This is a genomic window from Mycobacterium sp. IDUB_1, from assembly GCF_055419625.1.
Genome location: NZ_JBVAYA010000004.1, coordinates 198018 through 223316, shown reverse-complemented (window position 1 = coordinate 223316; position 25299 = coordinate 198018). Strand labels below are relative to the sequence as shown.

At 68.7% G+C, this 25299-nt stretch carries 26 protein-coding genes; 14 read left to right on the top strand and 12 right to left on the bottom strand.

The window, feature by feature from the left end; translation table 11 throughout:
* Window positions 1–2 precede the first annotated feature (2 nt).
* On the top strand, window positions 3–221 hold the full coding sequence (locus ACZYYX_RS21985) for a CbtB domain-containing protein (protein WP_463816743.1): 219 nt from the start codon (window positions 3–5) through the stop codon (window positions 219–221).
* Complete coding sequence (locus ACZYYX_RS21980) at window positions 212–988, top strand: CbtA family protein (protein WP_463816742.1); 777 nt, start codon at window positions 212–214, stop codon at window positions 986–988. Before ACZYYX_RS21985 ends, ACZYYX_RS21980 begins: the two co-directional genes overlap by 10 nt.
* Here the strand turns inward: ACZYYX_RS21980 and ACZYYX_RS21975 are convergent.
* The 6 genes from ACZYYX_RS21975 to ACZYYX_RS21950 all read right to left on the bottom strand — a co-directional run bounded on the left by ACZYYX_RS21975 (window position 975) and on the right by ACZYYX_RS21950 (window position 4893).
* Entirely contained in the window at window positions 975–1253 is a 279-nt protein-coding gene (locus tag ACZYYX_RS21975; RefSeq protein ID WP_463816741.1) for a hypothetical protein, read from the bottom strand. The genes ACZYYX_RS21980 and ACZYYX_RS21975 overlap by 14 nt on opposite strands.
* Complete coding sequence (locus ACZYYX_RS21970; RefSeq protein WP_111511110.1) at window positions 1250–1651, bottom strand: DUF1622 domain-containing protein; 402 nt, start codon at window positions 1649–1651, stop codon at window positions 1250–1252. The genes ACZYYX_RS21975 and ACZYYX_RS21970 overlap by 4 nt, the downstream gene beginning before the upstream one ends.
* Window positions 1648–2526, bottom strand: coding sequence for an amino acid ABC transporter permease (locus tag ACZYYX_RS21965; protein WP_463816740.1), 879 nt, complete (start codon window positions 2524–2526; stop codon window positions 1648–1650). Before ACZYYX_RS21965 ends, ACZYYX_RS21970 begins: the two co-directional genes overlap by 4 nt.
* A 91-nt stretch (window positions 2527–2617) precedes the next feature.
* Entirely contained in the window at window positions 2618–3298 is a 681-nt protein-coding gene (locus ACZYYX_RS21960) for an amino acid ABC transporter permease (RefSeq protein WP_463816739.1), read from the bottom strand.
* A 20-nt stretch (window positions 3299–3318) separates the two neighbouring features.
* Window positions 3319–4143 carry a glutamate ABC transporter substrate-binding protein gene (locus ACZYYX_RS21955; protein ID WP_463816738.1) on the bottom strand — a complete coding sequence of 275 codons (825 nt, stop codon included), beginning with the start codon at window positions 4141–4143 and terminating at the stop codon, window positions 3319–3321.
* Window positions 4144–4164: 21 nt separating this feature from the next.
* The gene (locus ACZYYX_RS21950) at window positions 4165–4893 is read right to left on the bottom strand and encodes an amino acid ABC transporter ATP-binding protein (RefSeq protein WP_463817178.1); all 729 of its coding nucleotides are present in this window, start codon (window positions 4891–4893) and stop codon (window positions 4165–4167) included.
* Between the two features lie 122 nt (window positions 4894–5015).
* Here ACZYYX_RS21950 and miaB point away from each other — a divergent pair, with 122 nt between their 5' ends.
* On the top strand, window positions 5016–6560 hold the full coding sequence (miaB, locus tag ACZYYX_RS21945) for a tRNA (N6-isopentenyl adenosine(37)-C2)-methylthiotransferase MiaB (RefSeq protein ID WP_463816737.1): 1545 nt from the start codon (window positions 5016–5018) through the stop codon (window positions 6558–6560).
* Window positions 6548–7147, top strand: a complete 600-nt coding sequence (locus ACZYYX_RS21940; RefSeq protein ID WP_463816736.1) for an Rv2732c family membrane protein — start codon at window positions 6548–6550, stop codon at window positions 7145–7147. Before miaB ends, ACZYYX_RS21940 begins: the two co-directional genes overlap by 13 nt.
* A 13-nt stretch (window positions 7148–7160) precedes the next feature.
* Here ACZYYX_RS21940 and ACZYYX_RS21935 read toward each other — a convergent pair whose 3' ends face one another.
* The gene (locus ACZYYX_RS21935) at window positions 7161–8543 is read right to left on the bottom strand and encodes a DUF349 domain-containing protein (protein ID WP_463816735.1); all 1383 of its coding nucleotides are present in this window, start codon (window positions 8541–8543) and stop codon (window positions 7161–7163) included.
* Window positions 8544–8715: 172 nt separating this feature from the next.
* On the opposite strand from ACZYYX_RS21935, the gene ACZYYX_RS21930 reads away from it, so the two are divergent.
* The 5 genes from ACZYYX_RS21930 to hflX are packed head-to-tail and all read left to right on the top strand — an operon-like array spanning window position 8716 to window position 13551.
* Window positions 8716–9591 (top strand): DMT family transporter, encoded by an 876-nt coding sequence (locus tag ACZYYX_RS21930; protein ID WP_463816734.1) that lies wholly within the window; start codon window positions 8716–8718, stop codon window positions 9589–9591.
* 24 nt (window positions 9592–9615) lie between these two features.
* Window positions 9616–10302 (top strand): class III extradiol ring-cleavage dioxygenase family protein, encoded by a 687-nt coding sequence (locus ACZYYX_RS21925; protein ID WP_463816733.1) that lies wholly within the window; start codon window positions 9616–9618, stop codon window positions 10300–10302.
* Window positions 10299–11213: a tRNA (adenosine(37)-N6)-dimethylallyltransferase MiaA gene (gene miaA / locus ACZYYX_RS21920; RefSeq protein WP_463816732.1), complete on the top strand. Its 915-nt coding sequence runs from the start codon at window positions 10299–10301 to the stop codon at window positions 11211–11213. Before ACZYYX_RS21925 ends, miaA begins: the two co-directional genes overlap by 4 nt.
* 4 nt (window positions 11214–11217) lie before the next feature.
* Window positions 11218–12093: a diaminopimelate epimerase gene (gene dapF / locus ACZYYX_RS21915; protein ID WP_463816731.1), complete on the top strand. Its 876-nt coding sequence runs from the start codon at window positions 11218–11220 to the stop codon at window positions 12091–12093.
* A gap of 45 nt (window positions 12094–12138) precedes the next feature.
* Window positions 12139–13551: a GTPase HflX gene (gene hflX, locus ACZYYX_RS21910; RefSeq protein ID WP_463816730.1), complete on the top strand. Its 1413-nt coding sequence runs from the start codon at window positions 12139–12141 to the stop codon at window positions 13549–13551.
* On the opposite strand, the gene ACZYYX_RS21905 is transcribed toward hflX, so the two are convergent.
* On the bottom strand, window positions 13541–15820 hold the full coding sequence (locus ACZYYX_RS21905; RefSeq protein WP_463816729.1) for a molybdopterin guanine dinucleotide-containing S/N-oxide reductase: 2280 nt from the start codon (window positions 15818–15820) through the stop codon (window positions 13541–13543). The genes hflX and ACZYYX_RS21905 overlap by 11 nt on opposite strands.
* 121 nt (window positions 15821–15941) lie before the next feature.
* Here ACZYYX_RS21905 and ACZYYX_RS21900 point away from each other — a divergent pair, with 121 nt between their 5' ends.
* Window positions 15942–17117 carry an acyl-CoA dehydrogenase family protein gene (locus ACZYYX_RS21900; protein ID WP_463816728.1) on the top strand — a complete coding sequence of 392 codons (1176 nt, stop codon included), beginning with the start codon at window positions 15942–15944 and terminating at the stop codon, window positions 17115–17117.
* A 137-nt stretch (window positions 17118–17254) separates the two neighbouring features.
* Window positions 17255–19426, top strand: coding sequence for a sunset domain-containing protein (locus ACZYYX_RS21895; RefSeq protein ID WP_463816726.1), 2172 nt, complete (start codon window positions 17255–17257; stop codon window positions 19424–19426).
* A 20-nt stretch (window positions 19427–19446) separates the two neighbouring features.
* Here the strand turns inward: ACZYYX_RS21895 and lexA are convergent, their stop codons facing one another.
* Window positions 19447–20154: a transcriptional repressor LexA gene (lexA, locus tag ACZYYX_RS21890; RefSeq protein WP_463816725.1), complete on the bottom strand. Its 708-nt coding sequence runs from the start codon at window positions 20152–20154 to the stop codon at window positions 19447–19449.
* A gap of 208 nt (window positions 20155–20362) precedes the next feature.
* On the opposite strand from lexA, the gene ACZYYX_RS21885 reads away from it, so the two are divergent.
* Window positions 20363–20851, top strand: a complete 489-nt coding sequence (locus ACZYYX_RS21885) for a LysM peptidoglycan-binding domain-containing protein (RefSeq protein WP_463816724.1) — start codon at window positions 20363–20365, stop codon at window positions 20849–20851.
* A 157-nt stretch (window positions 20852–21008) separates the two neighbouring features.
* Complete coding sequence (gene nrdR, locus ACZYYX_RS21880) at window positions 21009–21473, top strand: transcriptional regulator NrdR (RefSeq protein WP_463817176.1); 465 nt, start codon at window positions 21009–21011, stop codon at window positions 21471–21473.
* A 6-nt stretch (window positions 21474–21479) separates the two neighbouring features.
* Here nrdR and ACZYYX_RS21875 read toward each other — a convergent pair whose 3' ends face one another.
* From ACZYYX_RS21875 to ACZYYX_RS21865, 3 genes are all read right to left on the bottom strand, one after another.
* A complete protein-coding gene (locus ACZYYX_RS21875) occupies window positions 21480–22172 on the bottom strand; it encodes a PhzF family phenazine biosynthesis protein (protein WP_463816723.1) in 693 nt (230 codons plus the stop codon).
* A 26-nt stretch (window positions 22173–22198) separates the two neighbouring features.
* Complete coding sequence (locus ACZYYX_RS21870; protein WP_463816722.1) at window positions 22199–23221, bottom strand: alpha/beta fold hydrolase; 1023 nt, start codon at window positions 23219–23221, stop codon at window positions 22199–22201.
* Window positions 23222–23306: 85 nt separating this feature from the next.
* Window positions 23307–24296, bottom strand: coding sequence for a proteasome assembly chaperone family protein (locus ACZYYX_RS21865; RefSeq protein ID WP_463816721.1), 990 nt, complete (start codon window positions 24294–24296; stop codon window positions 23307–23309).
* Between the two features lie 200 nt (window positions 24297–24496).
* On the opposite strand from ACZYYX_RS21865, the gene ACZYYX_RS21860 reads away from it, so the two are divergent.
* Window positions 24497–25297: a trypsin-like serine peptidase gene (locus tag ACZYYX_RS21860; protein ID WP_463816720.1), complete on the top strand. Its 801-nt coding sequence runs from the start codon at window positions 24497–24499 to the stop codon at window positions 25295–25297.
* Window positions 25298–25299 lie beyond the last annotated feature (2 nt).

Sequence of the window (25299 nt, the reverse complement as noted above, 5' to 3'; positions counted from 1 at the left end):
CGATGAACCACGCGAACCCTGCCCTGGCCGTACCCCGGCTCGATGTCGACGCCCGTCGGCTCGCCACTGCCGCCCGGCTGAGCGCCATCACGCTGCTGGCGCTGATCGGCTACTACTTCCTGGGATACGACCAGGGTGCGGTGTCGGTCTTCGGGTCCGACACCCACATCCACGAGTTCCTGCACGACGCACGCCATCTCCTGGGGTTTCCGTGCCACTGACGGCATCGTCGTATGCGGTCCTGCGCTACCTGCTGCCGGGTGCGGTGGCCGGTGCGGTGACGTTCCTCGTCAGCCGGGTGATGGTCGCACCGCTGATCGACGCCGCAGTGGACGCCGAGGCGGCTCTCGAGCACGCCGCCGGCGGCGGGCATGCACACGCTGCGGAGCTGTTCACCCGGTCGGTCCAGGAGAACGTCGGCGCGGCCGTCGGCGTCATCGGCTTCGGTGTCGTCATGGGCGTCCTCTTCGCCGTTGCCCACACGGTGGTGGCCAACGCCCTCGCCGCCCGCGGTGTCGCGCCGGACCCCACCACGCTGGCGTTGCTGCTGGCCGGCGGGATGTTCGTGACGATCGCTCTCGTCCCTTCGCTCAAGTATCCGGCGAACCCGCCCGGGGTGGGACTGGACGACACTGTCGCGGAACGGACCTCGGCGTCACTGACGATGACGATCCTGTCGGTGGTGCTCGCCTGCGCCGCGGTGGCCGCAGCGGTGGCCGCCGCGCGGCGCGTGCCGGGGTGGCGGCTCACCGGCCTCGCGACGCTCGGCTACGCCGCGGTGATGTGCGTGGCAGCCGCCGTGCTGCCGAGCTTCCACGAGGTGCCGGACGGCTTTCCCGCCGAGACACTGGCCGACTTCCGGCTGTACTCCGTGCTGATCCAGGCGGTGCTCTGGGTGATCATCGGTAGCGTGTGGTCGTGGTTGGCGGCTCGCCGTCCGAACGGGCGCGAAACTCGGAGCGTCGGAATGGCTTTCAGCGCGAGCTGACCGCCGCGTCGGACACGCCGAGGTCGGCGGTCAGACTCCGGGTGACGACCCGTCGTACCGCGATGAGCGTGACGACGCCGAGGATCGCCGTCCACGACATGTCCACACTGAGACGCAGAAGGCCGGCTGCGGTGAAGAGGTCGATCATCGCACGCAGCGCGGGCAGTGGCCGGCGGAAGACGAGCAGCGACGCCACTCCGATCGCGATGCCGGCGATGGCCAGACACCACGACGCCGCGACGACGCTCGAGAGGGCGGTGCTCATGGCGGGGGCGCCGGGCGCGGCTGCTTCTGCGCCTCGATCTCCCGCTGTTCCTGCGCGATCTCGCGGTTGAGAAAGTAATTGAGCAGTGTCCGGATCGCGGCGATCGCGGCGAGCTTGCCGATCTCGGCGAACGACGGGGAGATCGCGGTGCGTAGCACGTCGGCGGCGAGCTGGAACTCCAGCCCCAGCACCAGGAAACGAGCCAGTGACAGCCGCACCGACGAGAACTGGTTGATGTCGCGGCGGCCCAGCGCGGCAACGAATTTCACGATCGCGACCAGCGCGCCGATCATGATGACGATCGCGCCGCACGCTTCGATCAATCGCACCATGGTGTCGACCAGGGTGCGCAGTGCCGATTCGGGCAGGATCTCCCAGGCCGCGAGCGTGTGGGTCACACCCCGCGACTCCGGTCACCCTGCAATTCCAAAGGCTCCGCCTCCATCGGCGCCGGACCCTTGCGGGACCGTCGCAGACGCGCCTCCAGCCGGGTGGCCAGCCACGACAGCGTGAAGTTCAGGCAGATCATCAGCAGCGCGATCACGATCAGTGCCGGTATGTAGTTGCCATAGGACGAGCCGACGTTCGTGCCTTGGCGCACCAGCTCGACGAATGTGATCTGGTATCCCAGAGCGGTGTCTTTGAGGACGACCACGACCTGGGACACCAGCACCGGCAGCATCGAGGTGACGGCCTGAGGCAGCAGGATCGACCGCATCGTCTGGCCCGACGTCAGTCCGAGCGCCGAGGCGGCTTCGGCCTGCCCTCGTGGCAGGGCGTACACACCGGCGCGGACGATCTCGGCGATCACGGCGCCGTTGTACAGCGTCAGGCCCGTGATGACGCCTGCCAGCGCCAAGTACTTCGACGCGAAGACGTCGTAGTTGGCGTAGAGGAAGTAGGCGAAGATCATCATGATCAGCACCGGCACGGCGCGGAAGAACTCGACGATGACCGAGGACAACCAGCGGATCGGGCGGTTCGTCGACAACCGGCCCACGCCGAGCAGGAAGCCCAGCACCAGCGCCAATGCGATCGACACCGCGGCGGCGGTCAGGGTGCCCTCGATACCGGGCAGGATGTAGGTCCGCCACAGATCAACGGTGAGGAATGGCTCCCACTTGGCGGCGGTCAGCTGCCCCTTGGCGTCCAACCGGGCGTAGACGACCCACGCGATCGCCGCCACCACGACCACGGTGACCGCTGATATCAACCGGTTGCGGACCCGCGCCCGCGGCCCGGGCGCGTCGAAAAGCACCGACGACCCGGTCATGAGGACTCACCACCCCTCGGCGAGCAGACGCGAACTCGCGTGTTCTGGCGGCGTGTCGCGCGAGTTCGTGTCTGCTCGCGGGGAGAGATCTTCATCGGGCCACCGCCAGTCGACGACCCAGCCAGCCGAACAGCAGGCCCAGCGGCAAGGTCAGGATCACGAAGCCCAGCGCGAAGATCGATCCCACCACCAGCACCGCCGCGGTGTTCTCGATCATCTCCTTCATCAGCAGCGCCGCCTCGGCCACCCCGATCGCCGAGGCGATCGTCGTGTTCTTGGTCAGCGCGATCAGCACCGAGCCTAGGGGAGCGATCACCGCGCGAAAGGCCTGCGGCAGCAGGATGATTCGCAGGTTCTGGGAGAATGTGAACCCGAGCGAGCGAGCGGCCTCGGCCTGCCCGAGCGGAACGGTGTTGACCCCCGACCGCACCGTCTCGCACACGAACGACGCGGTGTAGACGATGAATCCGAGGACCGCCAGACGGAACCCGCTGTCGGCGATGAACGTCGGCGACGTGCGGTCGGCCAGCGTGATGCCCAACGTCTGTGCCAGTCCGAACGAGCAGAACAGCACGATCAGCGTCAACGGCGTGTTGCGTACGACGTTGACATAGGTGGTGCCCAGCCAGTTCAGCATCGGGACCGGCGCCAGCCGCATCGCGGCCAGCACCGTGCCCAACACCAGCGCCCCGATCGCCGAGAACACCGTCAGCTGAATCGTCGTCCAGAACGCCGTGAATATCTCGGCGCGGTACTCGGTGAAGATGTCCACTGCGAAGCCGGACCTGGAGACTACTTGTCGAGCGGCGGCGGCGCGGGTGCCGTGATTCCGGCGGGCCCGAGGTTCTTGTCGAACGCCGCCTTCCACGCCCCGCTGTCTTCCATCTTCTTCAGCGCGTCGTTGATCTTGGTCTGCAGTTCGGTGTCGTCCTTCTTCAGCCCGATTCCGTAACGCTCCTCGGAGAACGGCTCACCGACGATCTTGAACGTGCCCGGGCTCTGCGCGGCGTAGCCGGCGAGGATGACCTCGTCGGTGGTGACCGCGTCCACGGCGCCGTTCTTGATCGACTCGATGCACGCCGAGTAGGTGTCGAACTGCTGCAGCTGCACCTTCGGGTACTCGTCCTTGATCTTCTGCGCCGGCGTCGAACCCGACACCGAGCACAGGATCTTGTTCTCCAGCGACGCCTTGCCGGTGATGTCGTTGTTGTCCGCCCGGACCAGCAGGCTCTGGCCGGTGATCAGGTACGGACCGGCGAACGACACCTTCTCCTTGCGTGCGTCAGTGATCGAGTACGTCGCGGCGATGAAGCTCACCTGACCGTTCTGGATCAGGTTCTCCCGCTGCGACGACGGGGATTCCTTCCACTCGATCTTGTCCGGGGCGTAGCCGAGCTCACCGGCCACGTAGGTCGCGACGTCGACGTCGAAGCCGCTCATCGTGCCGTCCGGGTTCTTCATTCCCAGGCCCGGCTGGTCGAACTTGGTGCCGATGACGATGGTGTCACCACCCCCGCCACCGCCTCCGCTGTTGCCGCCACCGCCGCACGCTGTCGCGGCGAACGGAAGGGCGACAGCCAGCGCGAGAGCGGCCACCGCGCGTGTGGAGAAACTCATGGTCAAGGGTTCCTTTCGCAATCAGTGATGCAGGATTTTGCCGAGGAAGTCTTTGGCGCGATCAGAGGTCGGATTGTCGAAGAACTGCGCCGGTTCGGCGTCCTCGACGATCGCCCCGTCGGCCATGAACACCACGCGGTGCGCTGCGCGGCGGGCGAAGCCCATCTCGTGGGTGACCACGAGCATCGTCATACCGTCGGACGCCAGGTCGGTCATCACGGAGAGGACCTCGTTGATCATCTCCGGATCGAGTGCACTGGTGGGTTCGTCGAACAGCATCACCTTCGGGCTCATCGCGAGCGACCGTGCGATCGCCACCCGCTGCTGCTGGCCGCCCGAGAGCTGCGCGGGATATTTGTCGGCCTGGTTGGCCACCCCGACCCGTTCGAGCAGCGTCATCGCCGCCGCGCGCGCATCGCCCTTGCCCTTCTTGCGCACCTTGACCGGCGCCAGCATGACGTTCTCGACGATCGTCTTATGGGCGAACAGGTTGAACGACTGGAACACCATGCCGACGTCGCTGCGCAGCTGAGCGAGCTTGCGGCCCTCCGCGGGCAGTGTCTGCCCGTCGATCGTGATCGTGCCCGAATCGATGGTCTCGAGTCGATTGATGGTGCGGCACAACGTCGATTTTCCAGAGCCCGACGGGCCGATCACCACGATGACCTCACCCTTGCCGACATCGAGGTTGATGTCCTGGAGGACATGCAGGGAGCCGAAGTGCTTGTTGACCGCCTTCATCGAGATCATCGGCACGTCAGGGGACTCCCTGGGGCTCTCCATGGGTGGTGACCTTACCCAGGGAACGCACAGATGGCCCCGCAACTTGCGCAAACTGCCGCTGGACGGGCCGCCCAGCCGGCCGCCGTAGGATGGGCGCCGTGACTTCGGTGGTGACCAGGGGAGGCGATGCGGCGGCAGCCGCGCGCCCGGCACGCACTTTCCAGGTCCGCACCTACGGCTGCCAGATGAACGTGCACGACTCCGAGCGCCTCGCCGGCCTGCTCGAAGAGGCCGGCTACCAGCGCGCCGCCGACGGTGCGGACGCCGACATCGTGGTGTTCAACACCTGCGCGGTGCGGGAGAACGCCGACAACAAGCTCTACGGAAATCTCAGCCACCTCGCGCCGCGCAAGCAGGCCGAGCCGGACATGCAGATCGCCGTGGGCGGTTGCCTGGCCCAGAAGGACCGCGACACCGTCCTGAGCAAGGCGCCCTGGGTGGATGTCGTGTTCGGCACCCACAACATCGGCTCGCTGCCCGCACTGTTGGACCGGGCCCGGCACAACCGCACCGCCCAGGTCGAGATCGCCGAAGCCTTGCGAGAATTCCCGTCGTCGTTACCAGCGCGACGCGAATCTGCCTATGCCGCTTGGGTTTCGATCTCCGTCGGGTGCAACAACACGTGCACGTTCTGCATCGTTCCCTCGCTGCGTGGCAAAGAAGTCGACCGCAGGGCCGGTGATGTGCTGGCCGAGGTGCAGTCGCTGGTCGACCAGGGCGTGCTGGAGATCACGCTGCTCGGCCAGAACGTCAATGCCTACGGAGTGTCGTTCGCCGACCCGGCTCAACCGCGGGACCGTGGGGCGTTTGCCAAGCTGCTGCGCGCGTGCGGGCGGATTGACGGCTTGGAGCGAGTGCGCTTCACGTCGCCGCACCCGGCCGAATTCACCGACGACGTCATCGAGGCGATGGCCGAGACCCCTAATGTGTGCCCCACCCTGCACATGCCGCTGCAGTCCGGTTCCGACCGGGTGCTGCGGGCGATGCGGCGCTCCTACCGCGCGGAGCGCTACCTCGGCATCATCGACCGCGTGCGGGCCACGATCCCGGACGCCGCGATCACGACCGACATCATCGTCGGTTTCCCCGGGGAAACCGAGGAGGACTTCCAGGCCACCCTCGACGTGGTCGCCGCCGCACGCTTCTCCACAGCCTTCACGTTCCAATACAGCAAGCGGCCCGGCACCCCGGCCGCCGAGCTGCCCGATCAGATCGCCAAAGACGTTGTCTCACAGCGCTATCAGCGGCTGATCGACCTGCAGGAGCGGATCTCGCTGGAGGAGAACGCGGCCCAGATCGGCCGGACCGTCGAGTTGCTCGTCGCCACGGGGGAGGGGCGCAAGGACACCGCCACCGCTCGCATGTCCGGCCGTGCACGCGACGGACGCCTCGTGCACTTCGCGCCGGGAGCCGACGCGGGGGCCATCCGTCCCGGCGACGTCGTCGTCACCACGGTCACCGGCGCCGCGCCCCACCATCTCATCGCCGACGCGAGCCTGATCTCGCACCGCCGCACCCGCGCCGGAGACGCACACGAGAGCGGGCAACGGCCCCGCACCGGAACCGGCCTGGGCATGCCCGGCATCGGCGCGCCGGCCCACACCGCACCGGTCACCGCGGGATGTGCTCGATGACTGCGCCCTCGGGCCGTCCCGACGATTTCGACCATCTCCGCGAGGACCTCGAGGAGGCCGAGCGCCGCATCGCCCGGGAGATCGACCCGGGCCCTCGCGCGCTGGCCATCGCGATCTTCGTGTTCGCCCTGCTGGCCACGCTCGCACTGCCGCACGCCGGCGACGCGCGCGGCCTCGACGTGCTCGCCGGCTCCGATGCCGCGCACGCCAGCGCGATCGCGTTGCCCCACAAGGTGTTCGCCTGGCTGGCGATCGTCTTCGGGGCGGGGTTCTCGATCCTCGCGCTGCTGACCCGCCGCTGGGCGCTCGCGTGGATCGCGCTCGCCGGCTCCACCGTGGCGTCGTTCCTCGGACTGCTCGCCGTGTGGTCCCGCCAGACCGCGGCCGCGCCCTACCCGGGGCCGGGCATCGGGCTGCTGATCGCGTGGTTCTCGGTGGTTCTGCTGGCCTACCACTGGGCCCGGGTGGTCGCGGCGCGCAGTGCACTGCAGCTGGCCACCGAAGAGCATCGCCGCCGCCTCCTCGCCGAACGTGAGAGCAAGAGCCTGCTCGACACCTTCGGCGACGACGACACGTCGGCGTCGTAGGTCGACGTAGCTGCTAGCGCCGCTTCTCGAGTGCCTCGGCAGCCGCCTCGGCCCACTGCCGCCACTGCTGAGCGCTGGCACGGGCCTGCTCGGCATCCTTGGTGCGACCCGCAGCTTCGGCTTTCTCGGCCTGGCGTTCGAACTGCTCGGCCCGCTCCCGGAACTGGTCGGCGCGAGCCTGCGCCTCCGGGTCCACGCCACCGGTCGGGGCGTCGCGGATCTTCTTCTCCACCGCACGCATGCGTCGCTCGAGTTCGGGCGCACGCTCCCGGGGGACCTTGCCGATGGCGTCCCATTTGTCGCCGATCGTGCGCAATGCCGCGCGGGCGGCGTCGCGGTCGGAGGGGTCGATCCGCTCCGCCTCGGCCAGCAACGCCTCTTTGGCTTCGGCGTTGGCCGTGAACTCGGCGTCGCGCTCTGCGGTGGCGGCGTTACGGGCCGCGAAGAACGTGTCCTGGGCGCCCTTGAACCGCTGCCACAGCGCGTCGTCGACGTCTTTGGAGGCCCGGCCCGCCGCCTTCCACTCGGTCAGCAGATCCCGGAACGTTGCCGACGTGGCTCCCCAGTCGGTGGAGCCGCTGAGTTCCTCGGCGCGCACACACAGCGCTTCCTTCGCCTGCCGCGCACCGGCGCGCTCACGGTCCAACTCGGCGAAGTGTGAACCGCGGCGCCTGTTGAACGTCTCGCGTGCCGCGGAATACCGCTTCCACAGCGCGTCGTCGGTCTTGCGGTCGACCCCGCTGATCGTCTTCCACTCGTCGAGGATCGCGCGCAACCGGTCACCCGCGGCTTTCCACTGCGTCGCCGTGGCGGCCAGCTCCTCGGCCTCGACGGCAAGGGCCTCCTTGCGCGCCGTCTGCTGTGCGCGGAACTCCTCGCGCTTGGCCTTCTCCTCCTGCGAGGCGCTGTCGGCCTGGGTGACGATCGCCGCCAGCCGCTCCGACAACGAATCGACATCGCCGAGCACGTGAGCCTCGGGCAGGCCCTCGGCCAGTGCCACGGCGGCGGTGCGGATCTTGCGGGCATCGCCCGAACCCGACGCCAGCCGGCGCTCGAGGAGGACCACCTCGGTGTGCAGATCGTCGAAGCGGCGCCCGAAGTGCGTGTAGGCGGCTTCGGCGTCGCCCGCCTGCCACGATCCGATCTGGCGCTCGCCGGCGGCGGTGATCAGCCACACCGTGCCGTCCGGGTCGACGCGGCCGAAACGGTGCGGGTCGACCGACGGCACCGTCGCGACGACCGGTGCGGCTGCAGGTGCCGCCGGGCGCGGAACGGGACGTGCCGGGCCCGGTTTGGGCCTGGTGCTCGACGGGCTGGGGCGTGGCGGGGACGCCGTCGCAGCGCCCGTCTCGGGTACGCCGGTGCCTGCGGATTCGCCCGGTTCGGTCGTCGTCATGTCAGCTACCTCGTGTCTCCGCGCGGGGTCCCGCGCACCTGCCGCGCAGCGCGGCGCCTGAAGATGGTGTGACCGCTATTCAAACAGGTCGCCCGGCGCTGCGCCCACGGCTTGGCGTCCGCGGTCTTTACGCTCGGTGCGGAATCGGATCGGGCGGGCGGGGAGGTGGCCGATGGCCAAGGCGGAGATCGCTGCTGTGCTGGCGTTGGCTGCCGCCCTGTTCATCGCCATCGGCGACGTCATCCACCAGCGCAGCGCCCACGACGTCACCGACGAACCCGTCGGCCACGTCGAGCTGTTCGGCCGGTTGCTCAGAGACGGGCGATGGTGGCTGGGTAGCGGGGTGGCGGCCGTCGGCTTCGCGTTGCAGGCCGCCGCGCTGGGCCTGGGGTCGGTGCTGCTGGTGCAGGCGCTGCTGGTGACCTCGCTGCTGTTCGCGCTGCCGATCAGTGCGCGGCTGTCGCACCGCCGCGTGACGAACTGGCAGTGGCTGTGGGCGGCGCTGCTGGCTGCGGCGGTGGCGCTGATCGTGACGGTGGGCGATCCGACCGAGGGCGCGTCGCGGGCATCGCTGCACACGTGGGTGTGGGTGGCCGCCGTGCTCGGGCCGGCCCTGGCGGTGTGCATGCTGGTCGCGCAGATCGCCTCACCCACGGTCAGCGCTGTGCTGCTGGCGGTGGTGTCCGGTGCGCTGTGGGGACTGTTCGCGGTGTTGACCAAAGCCGTGGTGACCCGCCTGGATCTGGGCAGCTGGGAGGGGGTCGGCACGCTGCTGAAGACCCCGGAGCTGTATGTCTGGGCGGCTGTCGCGATCGCGGGCACCGCGATGCAGCAGGCGTCGTTCCGGTCGGGGGCGTTGACGGCGTCGCTGCCCACGATGACGGTCGCCGAACCGGTCGTGGCGAGCGTGCTGGGCGTCGTCGTGCTCGGCGAGACGCTGCGTCCCGGGGAGGCCGGGGTCTTCGTTCTGGTCGTCGCGGTTGTCGTGATGGTCGTGGCGACGGCGGCCTTGGCCCGCGGGGAAGCGGCCACACGAGAACCCGGGTGAGGTGCGCCCGTTAGGTTGGTGTCCGTGTTGACGGCCATCGCGATCGTTCCGTCGCCGCCGGTCATGGTGCCCGAACTGGCCGGTGCGGTGGCCGCCGAGGTCGCCGACCTGCGTACCGCGGCGGCGACGGCGGCCGGCAGACTGCCGTCCCGCTGGGTTGCTGTCGGGGTCGCGGCCACCGACGCGGTGATCGGGCCCGACGCCGTCGGCACCTTCGCCGGATACGGGGTCGACGTGCCGGTCCGGTTGTCCGACGGGGCCGCCGGCCCTCCCGATTCCCTTCCGCTGGCTGCGCTGATCGCCGGCTGGCTGCGAGGTCTTGTCGCTGCCCCTGCCGTGGTCGAGGTGCGCACCTACGCCGACCGCACCTCGCCGGAGGCAGCCCTGGCTGCGGGTCGGGCGTTGCGCCGCGAGCTCGACACCGCGCGCGAGGCTGTCGGGGTGCTCGTCGTCGCCGACGGCGCCAACACGCTGACCGCGGCCGCCCCCGGCGGCCACGACCCGGATTCCGTTCCGGTGCAGACCGCCCTCGACGACGCGCTCGCCGGCGGTGACACCGCCGCGCTGGCCGGTGTGCCCACCGGGATCGTCGGCCGGGTCGCCCACCAGGTGCTCGCCGGACTGGCCGACTCCGGACCCCGCTCGGCCGAGCAGCTCTACCGCGGGGCGCCCTACGGCGTCGGGTACTTCGTCGGTGTCTGGACACCGTGATCCGACCGCTGGCGATCATCGGCCCGACCGGCACCGGCAAGTCCGCGCTCGCGCTGGCCGTCGCCGAGGTGATCGGCCATCCGGTCGAGGTCGTCAACGCCGACGCGATGCAGCTCTACCGCGGGATGGACATCGGCACCGCGAAGCTGCGCCCCGAGGAGCGGCGGGGGATAGCGCACCACCAGCTCGACGTGCTCGATGTCACCGAGACCGCGACGGTGGCCCGGTATCAGCAGGCCGCGTCCGAGGACGTGGAAGCGATCCTGGCGCGCGATGCGGTGCCGGTGATCGTCGGCGGCTCCATGCTCTACATTCAGTCCCTGCTCGACGAGTGGTCGTTTCCGGCGACCGATCCCGCCGTGCGGGCCCGGTGGGAGGCGCGGCTGGCCGAGGTCGGCGTCGCGGGCCTGCACCGTGAGCTCGCCGAGGTCGACCCCGCCGCTGCGGCGTCGATCCTGCCCAGCGACGGGCGGCGCATCGTGCGGGCCCTGGAGGTCGTCGAGCTGACGGGACAGCCGTTCGCCGCGTCGGCGCCTACCATCGGGACACCGCGGTGGAACACCGCGATCATCGGATTGGACTGGCCTACAGAGCATCTCGATGACCGTCTGGCTCAGCGCACCGACGCCATGTTCGCCGCGGGTCTGATCGACGAAGTGCGTGTGCTGCAGGCGCGCGGACTGCGCGACGGCGTGACAGCCGCCCGGGCTCTCGGCTACGCGCAGGTCCTGGCCGATCTCGATGCCGGCGGCGACGGCATGGCCGCCCGAGAACCCACCTTCATCGGCACCCGCCGCTACGTGCGCAGGCAACGGTCGTGGTTCCGTCGCGACCACCGCATCACCTGGCTCGACGGTTCGGCCGCCGATCTCGCCGTCAGCGCCGTGCGCATCTGGCGGGACGTATCCTGAGCTGGTGAAGTTCGCCAAAGGGCATGGCACGCAGAACGACTTCGTCGTGCTGCCCGACGTGGCGGCCGAGCTGACGCTGACACCCGCCGCGGTCGCCGCGCTGTGTGATCGCAGGCAGGGTCTCGGGGCCGACGGTGTGCTGCGGGTGACCACCGCGGGTGCGGCGCAGGCCGCCGGAGTGTTCGATCGCCTGCCGGAGGGCCTCACCGCCGACGACTGGTACATGGACTACCGCAACGCCGACGGGTCCATCGCCCAGATGTGCGGCAACGGGGTGCGGGTCTTCGCGCACTACCTGCGGGCCAGCGGACTGGAAGCGCGCGACGAGTTCGTCGTCGGCTCGCTTGCCGGGCCGCGACCGGTGGTGTTGCACAGCGTCGACCCGGTGCGCGCCGAGGTCACGGTCGAGATGGGTAAAGCCAACGTGCTCGGCTCGGGCGCCGCCACGGTGGGCGGACGGTTGTTCGACGGGCTCGCCGTCGACGTCGGCAACCCGCATCTGGCCTGCGTCGACCCACAGCTGACGGCCGAGGCGCTGGCGGCGTTGGACGTCGCTGCGCCAGTGAGCTTCGACCACGAACAGTTCCCCGACGGCGTCAACGTCGAGGTGCTCACCGCCCTGGACGCCGACCGTGTCGTCTCGATGCGCGTGCACGAACGCGGCGTAGGGGAGACCCGATCCTGCGGCACCGGAACCGTTGCCGCAGCGGTCGCCGCACTCGCCCAGCGGGGCACGCAGACCGGCGAGGTCAGCGTGCACGTCCCGGGTGGCGCCGTCACCGTCACCGTCACCGACGCGACCAGCTACCTGCGCGGACCCTCCGTCCTGGTCGCCCACGGCGAGCTCGCCGCGGAATGGTGGGCCACGCATGACCGTTAAAGAAAGTGCATGAATAGTGTTTTCCGTGCGAACCTTGATTCGCCTATGACGTATCCCGAATTCCGCAACGACATCCCCAGCTCGGGTGAACTCGCCCTCGAAGAGCGCTCGGCGCTTCGCCGCGTCGCCGGGCTGTCCACCGAACTGGCCGATGTCTCCGAGGTCGAATACCGCCAGCTGCGCCTCGAACGCGTGGTTTTGGTCGGGGTCTGGACCGACGGCTCGGCCGCCGACGCTGACGCCAGCCTGGCCGAACTCGCCGCACTCGCCGAGACCGCCGGCTCCGAGGTTCTCGAAGGCCTCATCCAACGCCGCGACAAGCCCGACCCCGCCACCTACATCGGCTCCGGTAAGGCCGCCGAGCTGCGCGAGATCGTCGTCGCCACCGGCGCCGACACGGTGATCTGCGACGGTGAACTCAGCCCCGCCCAGCTCAACGCGCTGGAGAAGGTCGCCAAGGTCAAGGTCATCGACCGCACCGCGCTGATCCTCGACATCTTCGCCCAGCACGCCACCAGCCGGGAGGGCAAGGCCCAGGTCTCGCTGGCGCAGATGGAATACATGCTGCCCCGGCTGCGCGGTTGGGGTGAATCGATGTCCCGACAGGCCGGTGGCCGCGCCGGCGGTGCCGGTGGCGGCGTGGGTACCCGCGGCCCCGGCGAGACGAAGATCGAGACCGACCGGCGGCGCATTCGCGAGCGGATGGCCAAGCTGCGTCGCGAGATCAAGGACATGAAGAAGATCCGCGACACCCAGCGCAGCGGCCGCAGGCGCAGCGAGGTGCCCTCGGTCGCGATCGTCGGCTACACCAACGCTGGCAAGTCGAGTCTGCTCAACGCGCTCACCGGTGCGGGCGTGCTGGTCGAGAACGCGCTGTTCGCGACCCTCGAGCCCACCACGCGCCGCGGCCAGTTCGACGACGGCAGACCGTTCGTCCTGACCGACACGGTCGGGTTCGTGCGGCACCTGCCCACCCAGCTGGTCGAGGCCTTCCGCTCGACGCTGGAAGAGGTCGTCGACGCGGAACTGCTCGTGCACGTGGTCGACGGCTCCGATGTGAATCCGCTGGCCCAGATCAACGCCGTGCGCGCGGTGATCAACGACGTGGTCGCCGAGTACGGCATCGCCGCGCCGCGAGAACTGTTGGTGGTCAACAAGACCGACGCGGCGAGTGGGTTGATGCTGGCCACACTGCGGCGCGCGCTGCCCGAGGCGGTCTTCGTCTCGGCGCACACCGGCGACGGACTGGACCGGCTGCGGGCCAGGATGGCCGAACTCGTCGTCCCCACCGACATGGCGGTCGACGTGACGATTCCCTACGACCGCGGGGATCTGGTCGCGCGGGTGCACGCCGAAGGTCGCATCGACGCCACCGATCACACCGAGGCGGGAACGCGGATCACAGCACGGGTCCCGGTCGCGCTGGCCGCCGGCCTCACCGAGTTCGCTACCTACTGACGAACCGCGGCGGCTGGTGCGCGCGCACCGGAGGCGGTGTCGCGGTGTACTTCTCGATCTCGACCAGAACGTGTGCGCCCGTGCAGCCACGCGCCAGCGACGACGTGCCGATGTCGTCGGTGAGCACGTTGGGGTTGCCGTGGACGCACATCGCATCGGGGTGGGCGGGGTCGAGCGGGTCGTACCACGCCCCGGTCGAGAGCTGTACGACTCGTGGCCGCACCCGATCGTCGACGAGCACCCCGGCCAGGCAGGCGCCGCGGTCGTTGAACACCCGCACCACATCGCCGGTGCTCACTCCCCGCGCCTCCGCGTCCGACGGATGCATCCGGATCGGCTCTCGCCCAGCCACTTTCGAATCCTGACTGGTCTTTCCTCCGTCGAGCTGGCTGTGCAGCCGGGCCGCAGGCTGGTTGGCGACCAGGTGCAGCGGATAGCGCCGGGCGCGCGAGCCGCCGAGCCATTCGGAGGGTTCGAACCACGCCGGATGCCCCGCGCAGTCCGGATACCCGAAACCGTCGATGTCTTCGGAGAAGATCTCGATCAACCCGCTGCGCGTGCCGAGCCGGTGTGCGACCGGGTCGGCGCGGAAGTCGGCCAGGAGGGTCAGGCCGTCCTCGACCGGGAGTCTCACCTGCCCCGCCGACCAGAACTCGTCGAACGTGGGCACCTCGAAATCGAGTGTCTGTGACCATGTTTCGTAGAGGTGGCGCAGCCACTGCGCAGAAGTCCGCCCCTCCGTGAACTCGGCTCCGACGCCGAGGGTGTGCGCGAGTGCGGCGAAGGTGTCGTAGTCGTCGCGGGCATCGGCGTAGGGCTCGGTCAGACGGGGCATCGCCATCAGCACCGGATCGTTGCGGGACCCCGAGAAGTCGTCGCGCTCGGCGAACGTCGTCGACGGCACGACGATGTCGGCATGCCTGGCCATCGCCGTCCAGTACGGGTCGTGCACCACCACGGTGTCGACACGGCTCAGCGCGCGCCGCAACCGCGGAATGTTCTGATGATGGTGGAACGGGTTGCCGCCGGCCCAGTACACCAGCCGGATGTCGGGATAAGTGAGCCGTAACCCGTTGTAATCGAACATTTCTCCGGGGTGGAGCAGCATATCGCTGATCGCCGCGACGGGGATGAACGAGGTGACGGGGTTGAGTCCCTGCGGCAGGCGGGGCAGCGCGCAGCGCAGTGGCGGCAGCCCCGGCTCGTTCATCGACCCGTAGCCGTGGCCGAATCCTCCGCCGGGCAGGCCGATCTGGCCCAGCATCGCGGCCAGCGTCACCCCCATCCACGGCGCCTGCTCGCCGAACCTGGTGCGTTGCAACGACCAGCTGACCGTGACGATCGTGCGATGTGCGGCCATCTGACGAGCCAGCGTGGTCAGGTCCTCGGCGTCCAGCCCGCAGAGCGCAGCCGCCCACTGCGGCGACTTGGGCACGCCGTCGTCGGTGCCGAGCAGGTAGCGCTCGAACCGCTCGTACCCGGTGCAGTAGGTGGCCAGGAACTCGTGGTCGGCCAGCGACTCGGTGGCCAGCACGTGCGCCAGAGCCAGCATGATCGCCACGTCGGTGCCGGGCACGGGTGCCAACCAGTCGCACGGTCCGTCGACGTCGTCGCGCAACGGGGAGAACGACACGATCCGGCCGCCGCGTTCGCGGAAGCGGTGCAGCGCATCCCGGGCCGGATGTGCCGTCGTTCCACCGTGATTGACTCCGGTGTTCTTCAGCGCCAGCCCGCCGAAGCACACCAGCAACTCGGTGTTCTCGACGATGACGTCCCAGGAGGTGGACCGCTTGAACAGGTCGTCGTGCGTGCCCACCACCCGCGGCATGATCACCCCGGTGGCGCCCAGGCTGTAGGAGTGCCGGGAAAACGTGTAACCGCCGAGGCAGTTGAGGAAGCGGTGAACCTGGCTCTGCGCGTGATGGAATCGGCCGGCGCTCGCCCAGCCATAGGAGCCGCCGTAGACGGCGGCGTTGCCGTGGCGGTCGATGACGCGGCGCAGTTCGGCGGCGAGGAGTTCGGTGAGTTCGTCCCAGCTGACGGCGACGAAGTCGTCGGCGCCGCGGCGGGTGCTCGGCCCCGGCCCGTCCTCGAGCCAGCCGCGCCGCACCGCAGGGCCGGTGATGCGCGAGGAGTGGCGCACCGAACCGGGCAGATTGCCCAGTGCGGGAGACGGGTCGGTGTCGCCGGCGATCGGGGCGACGGACGCGACGTCGCCGGCCTCGACGGTGGCGCTGAAGGCGCCCCAGTGCGTGAGGCTGGTGCCCATGGGGCCCGAGTGTAGGGCGGCCGCGCGGATCTCACGCACCGCCGTGCGCCGTCGAACGACCAACCATCCGGTTGGGTGGGGTACCGTGGCGGCAATCCGATCACCGACGCGAGGAACCTCCATGGGCTCTGCAGCCGAAAAATCCGTCATCGCCTACGAGCGCACGCTGTTCGAGCCGGAGCACGAGATGTTCCGCGACTCCTTCCGCACCTTCCTCGAGCGCCACGTCGCGCCGTTCCACGATCAGTGGGAGGCCGCCAAGCTGGTTGACCGCAGCGTCTGGGTCGAAGCCGGCAAGCAGGGCTTTCTCGGTATGGCGGTGCCCGAGGAGTACGGCGGCGGCGGGGTGACCGACTTCCGCTACAACACCGTCATCACCGAAGAGGTCACCGCGGGCCGGTACAGCGGCCTGGGCTTCAGCCTGCACAACGACGTCACCGCGCCGTACTTCATCCGGCTGGGCACCGAGGAGCAGAAGCAGCGCTGGCTGCCGAAATTCTGCAGCGGTGAATACATCAGCGCGATCGCGATGACCGAACCGGGCACCGGCAGTGACCTGCAGGGCATCAAGACCCGGGCGGTACGCGACGGGGACCACTACGTACTCAACGGGTCCAAGACCTTCATCACCAACGGAATCCTGTCCGACCTGGTGATCGTGGTGGCGCAGACGGACCCCGACAAGGGTGCGCTGGGCTTCTCGCTGTTGGTCGTCGAGCGTGGCATGGAGGGCTTCGAGCGGGGCCGCAAGCTCGACAAGGTGGGTCTGGACGCCCAGGACACCGCAGAGCTGTCATTCACCGACGTGAAGGTTCCGGTCGAGAACCTGCTCGGCGAGGAGGGGCAGGGTTTCATCTACCTGATGCAGAACTTGCCGCAGGAGCGCATCAGCATCGCGATCATGGCCGCCGCGGCCATGGAGGCCGTTCTGGCAGGCACGCTGCAGTACGCCAAGGAGCGCAAGGCGTTCGGCAGGCCGATCGGCAGCCAGCAGAACAGCCGATTCCTGTTGGCGGAGCTGTCCACCGAAGCCACCGTGGTGCGCATGATGGTCGACGAGTTCATCCGGCTGCACCTCGAGGACAAGCTGACCGTCGAGCAGGCCGCGATGGCCAAGTGGTACTCCACCGAGAAGCAGGTCCACCTCATCGACCGCTGCCTGCAGCTGCACGGCGGATACGGCTACATGCGCGAGTACGACGTCGCACGCGCCTACCTCGACGCCCGGGTGCAGACCATCTACGGCGGGACCACCGAGATCATGAAGGAGATCATCGGCCGCAGCCTCGGCGTCTAGCCGGGCGGTGGCATTTTCCGGCACTGTGCGGCGAGGTGGCTTGGTAAACAGGGTCCACTGACGCAGAGTGAACGCACGCGGTAATTTTCGCTGAACCGTGATGGAGTTACCTCAGTCGCCGACCACGGGGAGGATGAATGACCCGGCAGCCGATGCCGCGTCGACGTGGGTCCAGTCGTTGGGCCGTCGGATTGCTGGGGGTCGCCGCAGCGCTCCTGCTCTCCCCGGTCGCCACCGCGCAACCCGACGTCGACGCCGGCAACGCGATCACCGCCACGTGGCAGGCCACCGGCGGTGACACCGGTCCGCTGGGGCCTCCCTCCGGCGACGTCTACCCCGTCGGAACGGGATTCGCGCAGAACTTCGCGTCCGGCAAGGTCTTTTTCACGCCCGCGACCGGCGCGCACGCCATGCAGGGCGCGATTCTCGAGAAGTACGAGTCGCTCGGCGGTCCCGCCGACAGCGATCTCGGGTTCCCGACCATCGACGAGGGGCCCGGGCGCGCACCCGACAGCCGAAACAGCACATTCAGCGCGTCGGACAACCCGGTGATCTTCTGGACTCCGAACACCGGCGCACACGTGGTCCGCGGTCCGATCAACGCAGCCTGGGACAAACTCGGCGGCTCGTCGGGGGTCCTGGGTGTCCCCGCGGAGGACGAGACCTACGACGGCGCGGCGGTGACGCAGAAGTTCACCGGCGGCCAAGTCTCCTACGACGGGCGCACCAAGAAATTCACCACCGACCCGGCAGATCTGGTCGGGCAGCTCACCGATGTCTCCGTGCCGGACGACCCGGTGGCTGCGATCAACGCAGCCCGCCGGGCGGCGGGGGGCCCGCTCGGACCGTTGGGTGCCAGCGAGGGTGAGCCCTACAAGATCGGCTCCGACGGTCTGGGTCAGGACTTCGTCAACGGGAAGATCTTCTACAGCCCCGCGACCGGCGCGAACGTCGTGACCGGCCAGGTGCTGGCCAAGTACGAGAGCGTGGGCGGCCCCGAGGGAGACCTCGGATTCCCGGTGACCGGCGAGGTGGACGGCGGCGTCGCCCCGGCCAGCAGAATGAGCAGCTTCGCCGCGGCGGACAAGCCGGTGATCTTCTGGACGCCCGACTACGGCGCGGTGATCGTGCGCGGTGCCATGAACGCGGCGTGGGAGAAGCTGGGCGGCGCCACCGGCACGCTCGGTGCACCGGTGTCCGATCAGATCCAGAGCGGCGACGCGATCACCCAGAAGTTCAGCGGCGGCGCCATCACCTATGACACCGGCACCAAGCGATTCAGCACCGAGCCGGCGAATCTCGCTTCGCAGCTCGTCGGCCTGGACGTTCCGGGGCAGGAGGCGACACAGCCCATTCCGTCGGCGCAGGGTGGTGACACCGGGTCGGGTGACGGGGTCCGCTGGACGTGGTGGTGGCTGCTGGCGGTCATCCCGGTACTTCTCGTCCTCGCGGTGGTCGGGCTGGCGGTTGTTCGGCGTCGAGGTCGCGATCGCGACGGTGACTCGTTCGCGCTGCCTCCCTATGACGCCGATGATCACGACGCCGGTGGCTACGACCGGGAGTCGTCGGATGTGGGGGAGGACGCGCTGTTCGCCGATCGCTACGCGCGTGAGGGTCTCGGGTCGGTGGCTCCCGCCGCGCGGCCCGGTACGCCCGCCGAAGGTCACGAACCGAGCGGGTTGCACCTGTGGGGGCTCAGCGAGTCCGCAGACACGGACCGTCCCGCCACGGTCGATCGCGATGCCGATCCTTTCGTCGAGCAGGACGACCCCGATTCGGTCGACACCGCACCGACCCGGATTCAGTCCGCGACCGACGTCCCCGTCGAGCAGCACGACTACGCCGTGGCTTCGGGTTCCGACAACGCTGTCGACGAGGAACCGGTCGACGAGGAACCGGTCTACGAGGAACCGGTCGACGAGGAACCGGTCGACGAAGAACCGGTCGACGAAGAACCGGTGTACGAAGAGTCGTCGTACGAGGACGAGGCTGACGAGAAGGACGCCGATTCGGACCACGTGGCCGTCACCTCGGCGTTTGCGGCAGCGCCCGCTCTCGAGCGGGACGCCCTCAACGACACCGGTAGGCACGCGCGGATCGATGACGATGACATCGCGCCGATGGGCACCGCGTTGCACCTGCCCCTTGACGACCCAGACACCATTCCCGACGGGTATCCGATCAAGGCCGACACCCGATCAGGTCTGTACTGGAGTCCCGACAGCGCCGAGTACGACGAGGCGCGGGCCGAAATCTGGTTCGCCACTGAGGAGATCGCCCGCACCAACGGGTTCGTCCGCGGAAGCTGACGAACCGCGTCGGTGCCCCGTCAGATCTTGCGGATGACCGTCACGACCTTGCCGAGCACGGCAGCGTCATTGCCGGGGATGGGGTCGAAGGCCGGGTTGTGCGGCATGAGCCAGACCTGACCCTTGGTCCGTTTGAACGTCTTGACCGTAGCTTCCCCGTCGATCATGGCGGCGACGATGTCGCCGTTGTCGGCGACGTTCTGCTGGCGCACCACGACCCAGTCGCCGTCACAGATCGCCGCGTCGATCATCGACTCACCCACGACCTTCAACAGGAACAGGGAGCCCTCCCCGACGAGCTCACGGGGTAGCGGGAACACATCCTCGACGGCCTCCTCGGCGAGGATCGGTCCTCCGGCTGCGATCCGCCCGAGGACCGGCACGAATGTGGGCTCCGGTAGGGCGTCGGAACCGGCGACCTCGGTCGCGACGACCGGAGTGGCGGGTGCGTCATCGATGCCGCGCACGTCGACGGCCCTCGGCCGGTTCGGGTCACGGCGCAGGTAGCCCTTGCGTTCGAGTGTGCGCAGTTGGTGCGCCACCGACGAGGTGGACGTCAGACCGACGGCGTCGCCGATCTCGCGGATGCTCGGTGGGTAGCCCCGGGTGGTCACCGACGAGCGGATGACGTCGAGGATGGTGCGTTGACGGTCGGTCAGACCTGCCCCGCGCTCACGTCGGTTGGCGGAGTCCGTACCGGCCGAGGTGTCGCTGCTGTCGTCGCTCATGACCACGAATGTAACGCGCAGCGCACGCGGAATCAAACATGTGTTCGAGGCGTGTCGCGAGCAACCGGCGCCGAAAGTTCGCCCGCGGCGACTTGTCGGTGCCCTCCGTTAGCGTTCGCAACAGTTCGATCACATGTTCTATCGATCGAACACTTGATCGAGTACTGTTCGAACACAAGAGCGAATCCACGGAGCGAAAGGCACTCAGATGACCGTTCTCCACACCCCCGATGTTCGTCAGCCCGCAGGCCGCGTCGCACGTCCCGTGCGGATCGGGCCGGCCAGCGCGGTCGCGCCCAGCGGGCGCGCTACCAGGACGGCTCGGCAGCGGCATCACCAGCGTCCCGGCGGCGCACGCCTGAGCTATCGCGGGAGCGGCGTGCTGGTGTCTCGTGCGTCGCACCGGCGCCGTCCCATCACTCCCGCCGCGACGGTCGTTCTCGCGCTCGTCGCCGGCGCCATCACGTTGTGGCTGGGTCTTGTGGCCCAGGCGGGCGGTGTGGTGGGACCGCAGGTCGAGGTGCCGGGTCGGTTGGCCGTCGTCCAGGTGCACACGGGGGAGTCGTTGCAGCACGTCGCCGAACGCGTGGCGCCGCACGCGCCGGTGTCTGATGTGGTCGCCAGGATTCGCGAACTCAACCAGCTCGAGACGGTCGCGCTGACCGCCGGACAGACGTTGATCGCCCCGGTCGCCTGACCGCACACAGGTAGTCCAGCGGGCAGGCAGCATGGTGGCGATCGTGGACATCTCGCCTTGGAACGCGCCGATGGGTCTGGTGCTGAGCTCCGCCCTGCTGCCGCAGGTACGCTCGAAGACGTTCGAAGTGTTCCGTCGGTGCGGTGAAGGAGCAGTGGTGCACTGTCCGTTCTGCCGCCATCCCGACTCACGGGTTGTCGATTCTCGAGAGACCGACGAGGGCCAGGCCATTCGTCGCCGCCGATCCTGCCCCGAATGTGGGCGCCGGTTCACCACCGTGGAAACCGCGGTGCTGGCCGTGGTGAAGCGCAGCGGTGTCACCGAGCCGTTCAGTCGCGAGAAGGTGATCAAGGGCGTGCGGCGAGCGTGCCAGGGGCGGCAGGTCGACGACGACGCGCTCAATCTGCTCGCTCAGACGGTGGAAGATGCCGTGCGTGCGACCGGATCTCCTGAGGTACCCAGTCACGAAGTCGGTCTTGCGATCCTGGGCCCCTTACGCGATCTCGACGAAGTGGCCTATCTGCGATTCGCCTCGGTGTACCGGTCCTTCTCGTCGGCCGAGGACTTCGAGCGTGAGATCGAGGCGCTACGCGCGCACCGCGAGGTGTCCGCGGGCAGCTGAGATCGCTCAGTCGATCTCGCGGTGTCCGTCCTCGACCACGCGCCCGGCCACCTGAACCCACCCTTGTGGGCTCCACACCGTCTGAATGACCGAGCCGCGGCCCTGAACGATGGTGAGGTCGCGACTCAGATACTCGGTGATGCGCACGGCCGCAGCACCGGTCGCTTCGTCCTCGCGAATACCGAGCCCTGGGGCGAACATCCGTGACTGAATGGCTCCCGCCTCTCGGTCGCGCCAGGTCCACAGATAGTGCTCGTCGACGTCGCCGTCGCCGAAGTCCTCGGGGTCGGCAGCCGCCAGAGAATCGACGCTGTCGATGTCGTAGATCGCGAATTCGGGCGCCCATTCGGCACGCGCGCTCACCATGGTCAGGTCATCGGCGTAGTCGACCTGGACGATGCCGGCAGGCACCTGCAGCGTCCGGATCGGCGTGCCCTGATGTTTGAGCCACCATGCCGCGCCGACGGTCGGATGCCCGGCGAAGGGCAACTCGGTTGTCGGGGTGTGGATGTGAGCATGCGCCGTGTGCGTGCCGAGCTCGGGTGTGGTGACGAAAATCGTTTCGCTGTAACCCAATTCGGCTGCAATGCCCTGCCGATCCGCGGGGGATACGGTAGCGGAGTCGATGACGCCGAGAGGGTTACCGAAGTCGCCGTTCTCGTCGGTGAAGACACGCAGAACGGTCACGTGGATCGCCATGAGCCGATGCTACGTCGTCGGCGCGCTCAGGTGGCGCTGCGCTCGTCTGCGCCCATCGCATCGAGAACAGCGACGCGAGTGTCCACCGAACCCGACAGCGCGCTCTCTTCGATCCCGGTGCGCAACAGCGTGCGCAGATACTCCTGGTCGTACACCGCAGGTTGGGTTCCGTCGATGAACTTCTCGACCACCTCCACGAAGCGGTCCGGATCGTCGTGGAAAGGGAAATGCCCGGAGCCCGGGAAGATCTCGAGCCGCGAGCCTGGCATCGCGGTATGGGCCATCTCGGCATGGTCGACCGGAATCACCGAATCGCAGCTGCCCCAGATCAGTTGCACCGGTACGGACTGCGTCAGATAGCAGCGATCGAGCATCGTGACGACCTGGCCTCGCCAATCCACGACGGCCCGCAACGTGCGTGCGAATGCCGACGAGGCCGTCGGCTCCGGCAGATCGGCGAGGATTCGCAGCATGTCCGGGATGTCGCGGCCCACGCCGGTCGACCCGAACATCGCACCTCCGAGGCGGCCCACGAGCTGCAGGGCCGGGAGCACCAACGGCAGTCGCAGCAGCGCAAGGGCTTCGGTGCCCATCGGAAGCGACGCCACCCGCAGCGCGATGTTGACGTCTTTGGTCACTCCGCCTGCACCGACGAGGATGAGCCTCTCGACCAGCTGGGGGAACTGGTAGGCGAACTGCATGGCCACGCCGCCGCCGAGCGAGTGCCCGACCACGGTGACACTGTCGATGCCGAGCACGCTGAGAAGGTCCCGCATGCCGTTGGCGTAGGCGGCCACCGAATAGTCGGCGCGCGGTTTGTCGGACTTCCCGTGGCCGAGGAGATCGGGCGCGATCACCGTGAACCGCTGCGCAAGCGCGGTCTGCACCGTGCTCCAGGTGGTGGAGTTGTCACCGATTCCGTGGATCAGCAGGATCGCGGGCCCGGAGCCGGCGATGCGATAAGCGCGCCGATATCCGTGGATCGTGCGGAACTGCAGCGTCGGCGTCAGTTCGCGCACCGTGCGCAGGTTCGGCTTGCGTTCGGTCATCGCCCCAAGTCACATGTCATGTCGCCCACTCCGTCGTCGGGACAGCTACGCACGGACCCCGGCGGGCCCGCTGGACCCGGTACGACTACGAGCTGTCCCGGGGGTCGTCCTTGTCTTTGTCCTTCTGGTACTCGCCGGCCTGCTGAGCGAGGAACCGCTCGAATTCGGCACCGAGTTCGTCGCCGCTGGGCAGGTCCTCATCGCGCGCGAGAAGAGACCGGTTCTCTTGTGCGGCGACGAACGCATCGTATTGCCTCTCCAGGGCGTCCACCACCTGAGCGACCTCCGCGCTCGCGGCCACCTGCTCGTTCACCTTCTCGGCGACCTCGGCTGCAGCCCGGCTCAGTTCGGCGGTCGGGATCTGCAGTGATGCGGTGCGTGCCACCTCCGCGAGCAGTATTTCCGCGGCCGCCGGGTAGTCGGTCTGCGCCAGATAGTGCGGCACGTGCACGCTGAAGCCGACCACTTCGTGCCCGTGCTGGGCCATCCGGAACTCCAGCAGATTCGACACGCTGCCCGGCACCACGACCTCGCCGACCCAGGGCTGGTGTTCGGTGATCAGCTCCTTGTCGTTGGCATGGGCGGTCAGGGTGATCGGACGGGTGTGCGGCACGGCCATGGGGATCGCGCCCAGGCCGATCACACGCCGCACCGCCAGTCGCTCCGACAGCAGCCGGACCGCGGTGATGAAGCGCTCCCAGCGCAGATCCGGTTCGAGGCCGGCGAGCAGCAAGAACGGCGTACCGACGCTGTCGCGCACCGCGTACAGGTTGAGTTCGGGCTCCTCGTAGCTGGTGAAGTGGTCGGTCTTGAACGTCATCAGCGGGCGTCGTGATCGGTAGTCGAGCAGTTCGTCGATCGCGAAGGAGGCCACCAGTTCGGTGTTGAGGGTGTTTTTCAGGTGCTCGGCGGCCAGCTTGATGGCCCGGCCCGCGTCCGAGAAGCCCTCCAGTGCGTGGATCAACACCGGTCCGCGACCGTCGGGGGAAGAGAGCGAGGGCGCGGGGAACTCGAGCTCGTACATGCCTGTCTGCTCGGGTTGGTAGTGCTGACCGGACTCTGTTTCGTCAGCCATGGCCCTCGCCTCCTCTCGATGTCGGGTGTTCCACCAGTGTCCCTCACCGGCGATCGTGCGCCCCACCGGAGTCATCCGTGTGCGGCAACACCACCCGTGAGTTCGAACACTGGTCGACCGATGTGGCATTCCGCGGCGTCGGGCCGGTTCTACCCTCGTCGGCCGTCATGGAAACGCCACATGGAGGATCATCGGAGGGTATGCGCCTGTTCGCCTGCGCTCGGCCCGTGCTGGCCGTGCTCACCACGGCCTCGCTGACCTCGTGCGGGGCCGCCTACTCGGAGCCGCCGCCGGCGAAGGCCCCGGTGACGACGAACGCCGAGCAGACGCTTGCCGCCGCCCACCCGGTATCGCCGGATACCCGAATGGGGGCGCTGTTCTACGCCAGCGACGACCTGCACTTCTGCACAGCCTCGGTCGTCGAGTCCGCGGTCGCCGATCTGATCCTGACCGCCGCGCACTGCGTCACCGACGGAGCGGACACCACGTTCGTGCCCGGGTTCTCCGATGAGGCGTCACCGGATGACAGGTGGCGCCTCGACGCCATCTACCTCGACCCGCGCTGGATAGCCGACCAGGATCCCGCAGCTGACGTCGCCGTCGCGCGGGTGAGCCGCAACGACGGTGATTCCCTGCGGTCGCTGGCAGACGGTGGTCTGCACCTGGGTGTCGCGCCCGCCCCCGGGACGCCGGTCACGGTCGTCGGCTACGGCGCCGGCGTCGGCGGAGGGCCGACTGCGTGCTCTGCGGCGACCGCACCGCCACGGGACGGGTTCCCGGTGGTGCGCTGCGACGGCATCGTTGCCGGCTTCTCCGGCGCACCGTGGATGGTGGGGTCGACGGTGGTGGGGGTCATCGGTGGACTCGACGGCGGGGGATGCCGCGACGAGGTGTCCTACACGCCGGCCTTCGGAGACGCCGTGCGCACGCTCGTGGCCCGTGCGGAATCAGGAGGGCCGTCCGACGATCCGCCGGCGAGTTTCGACGACGGTTGCACCTAGAC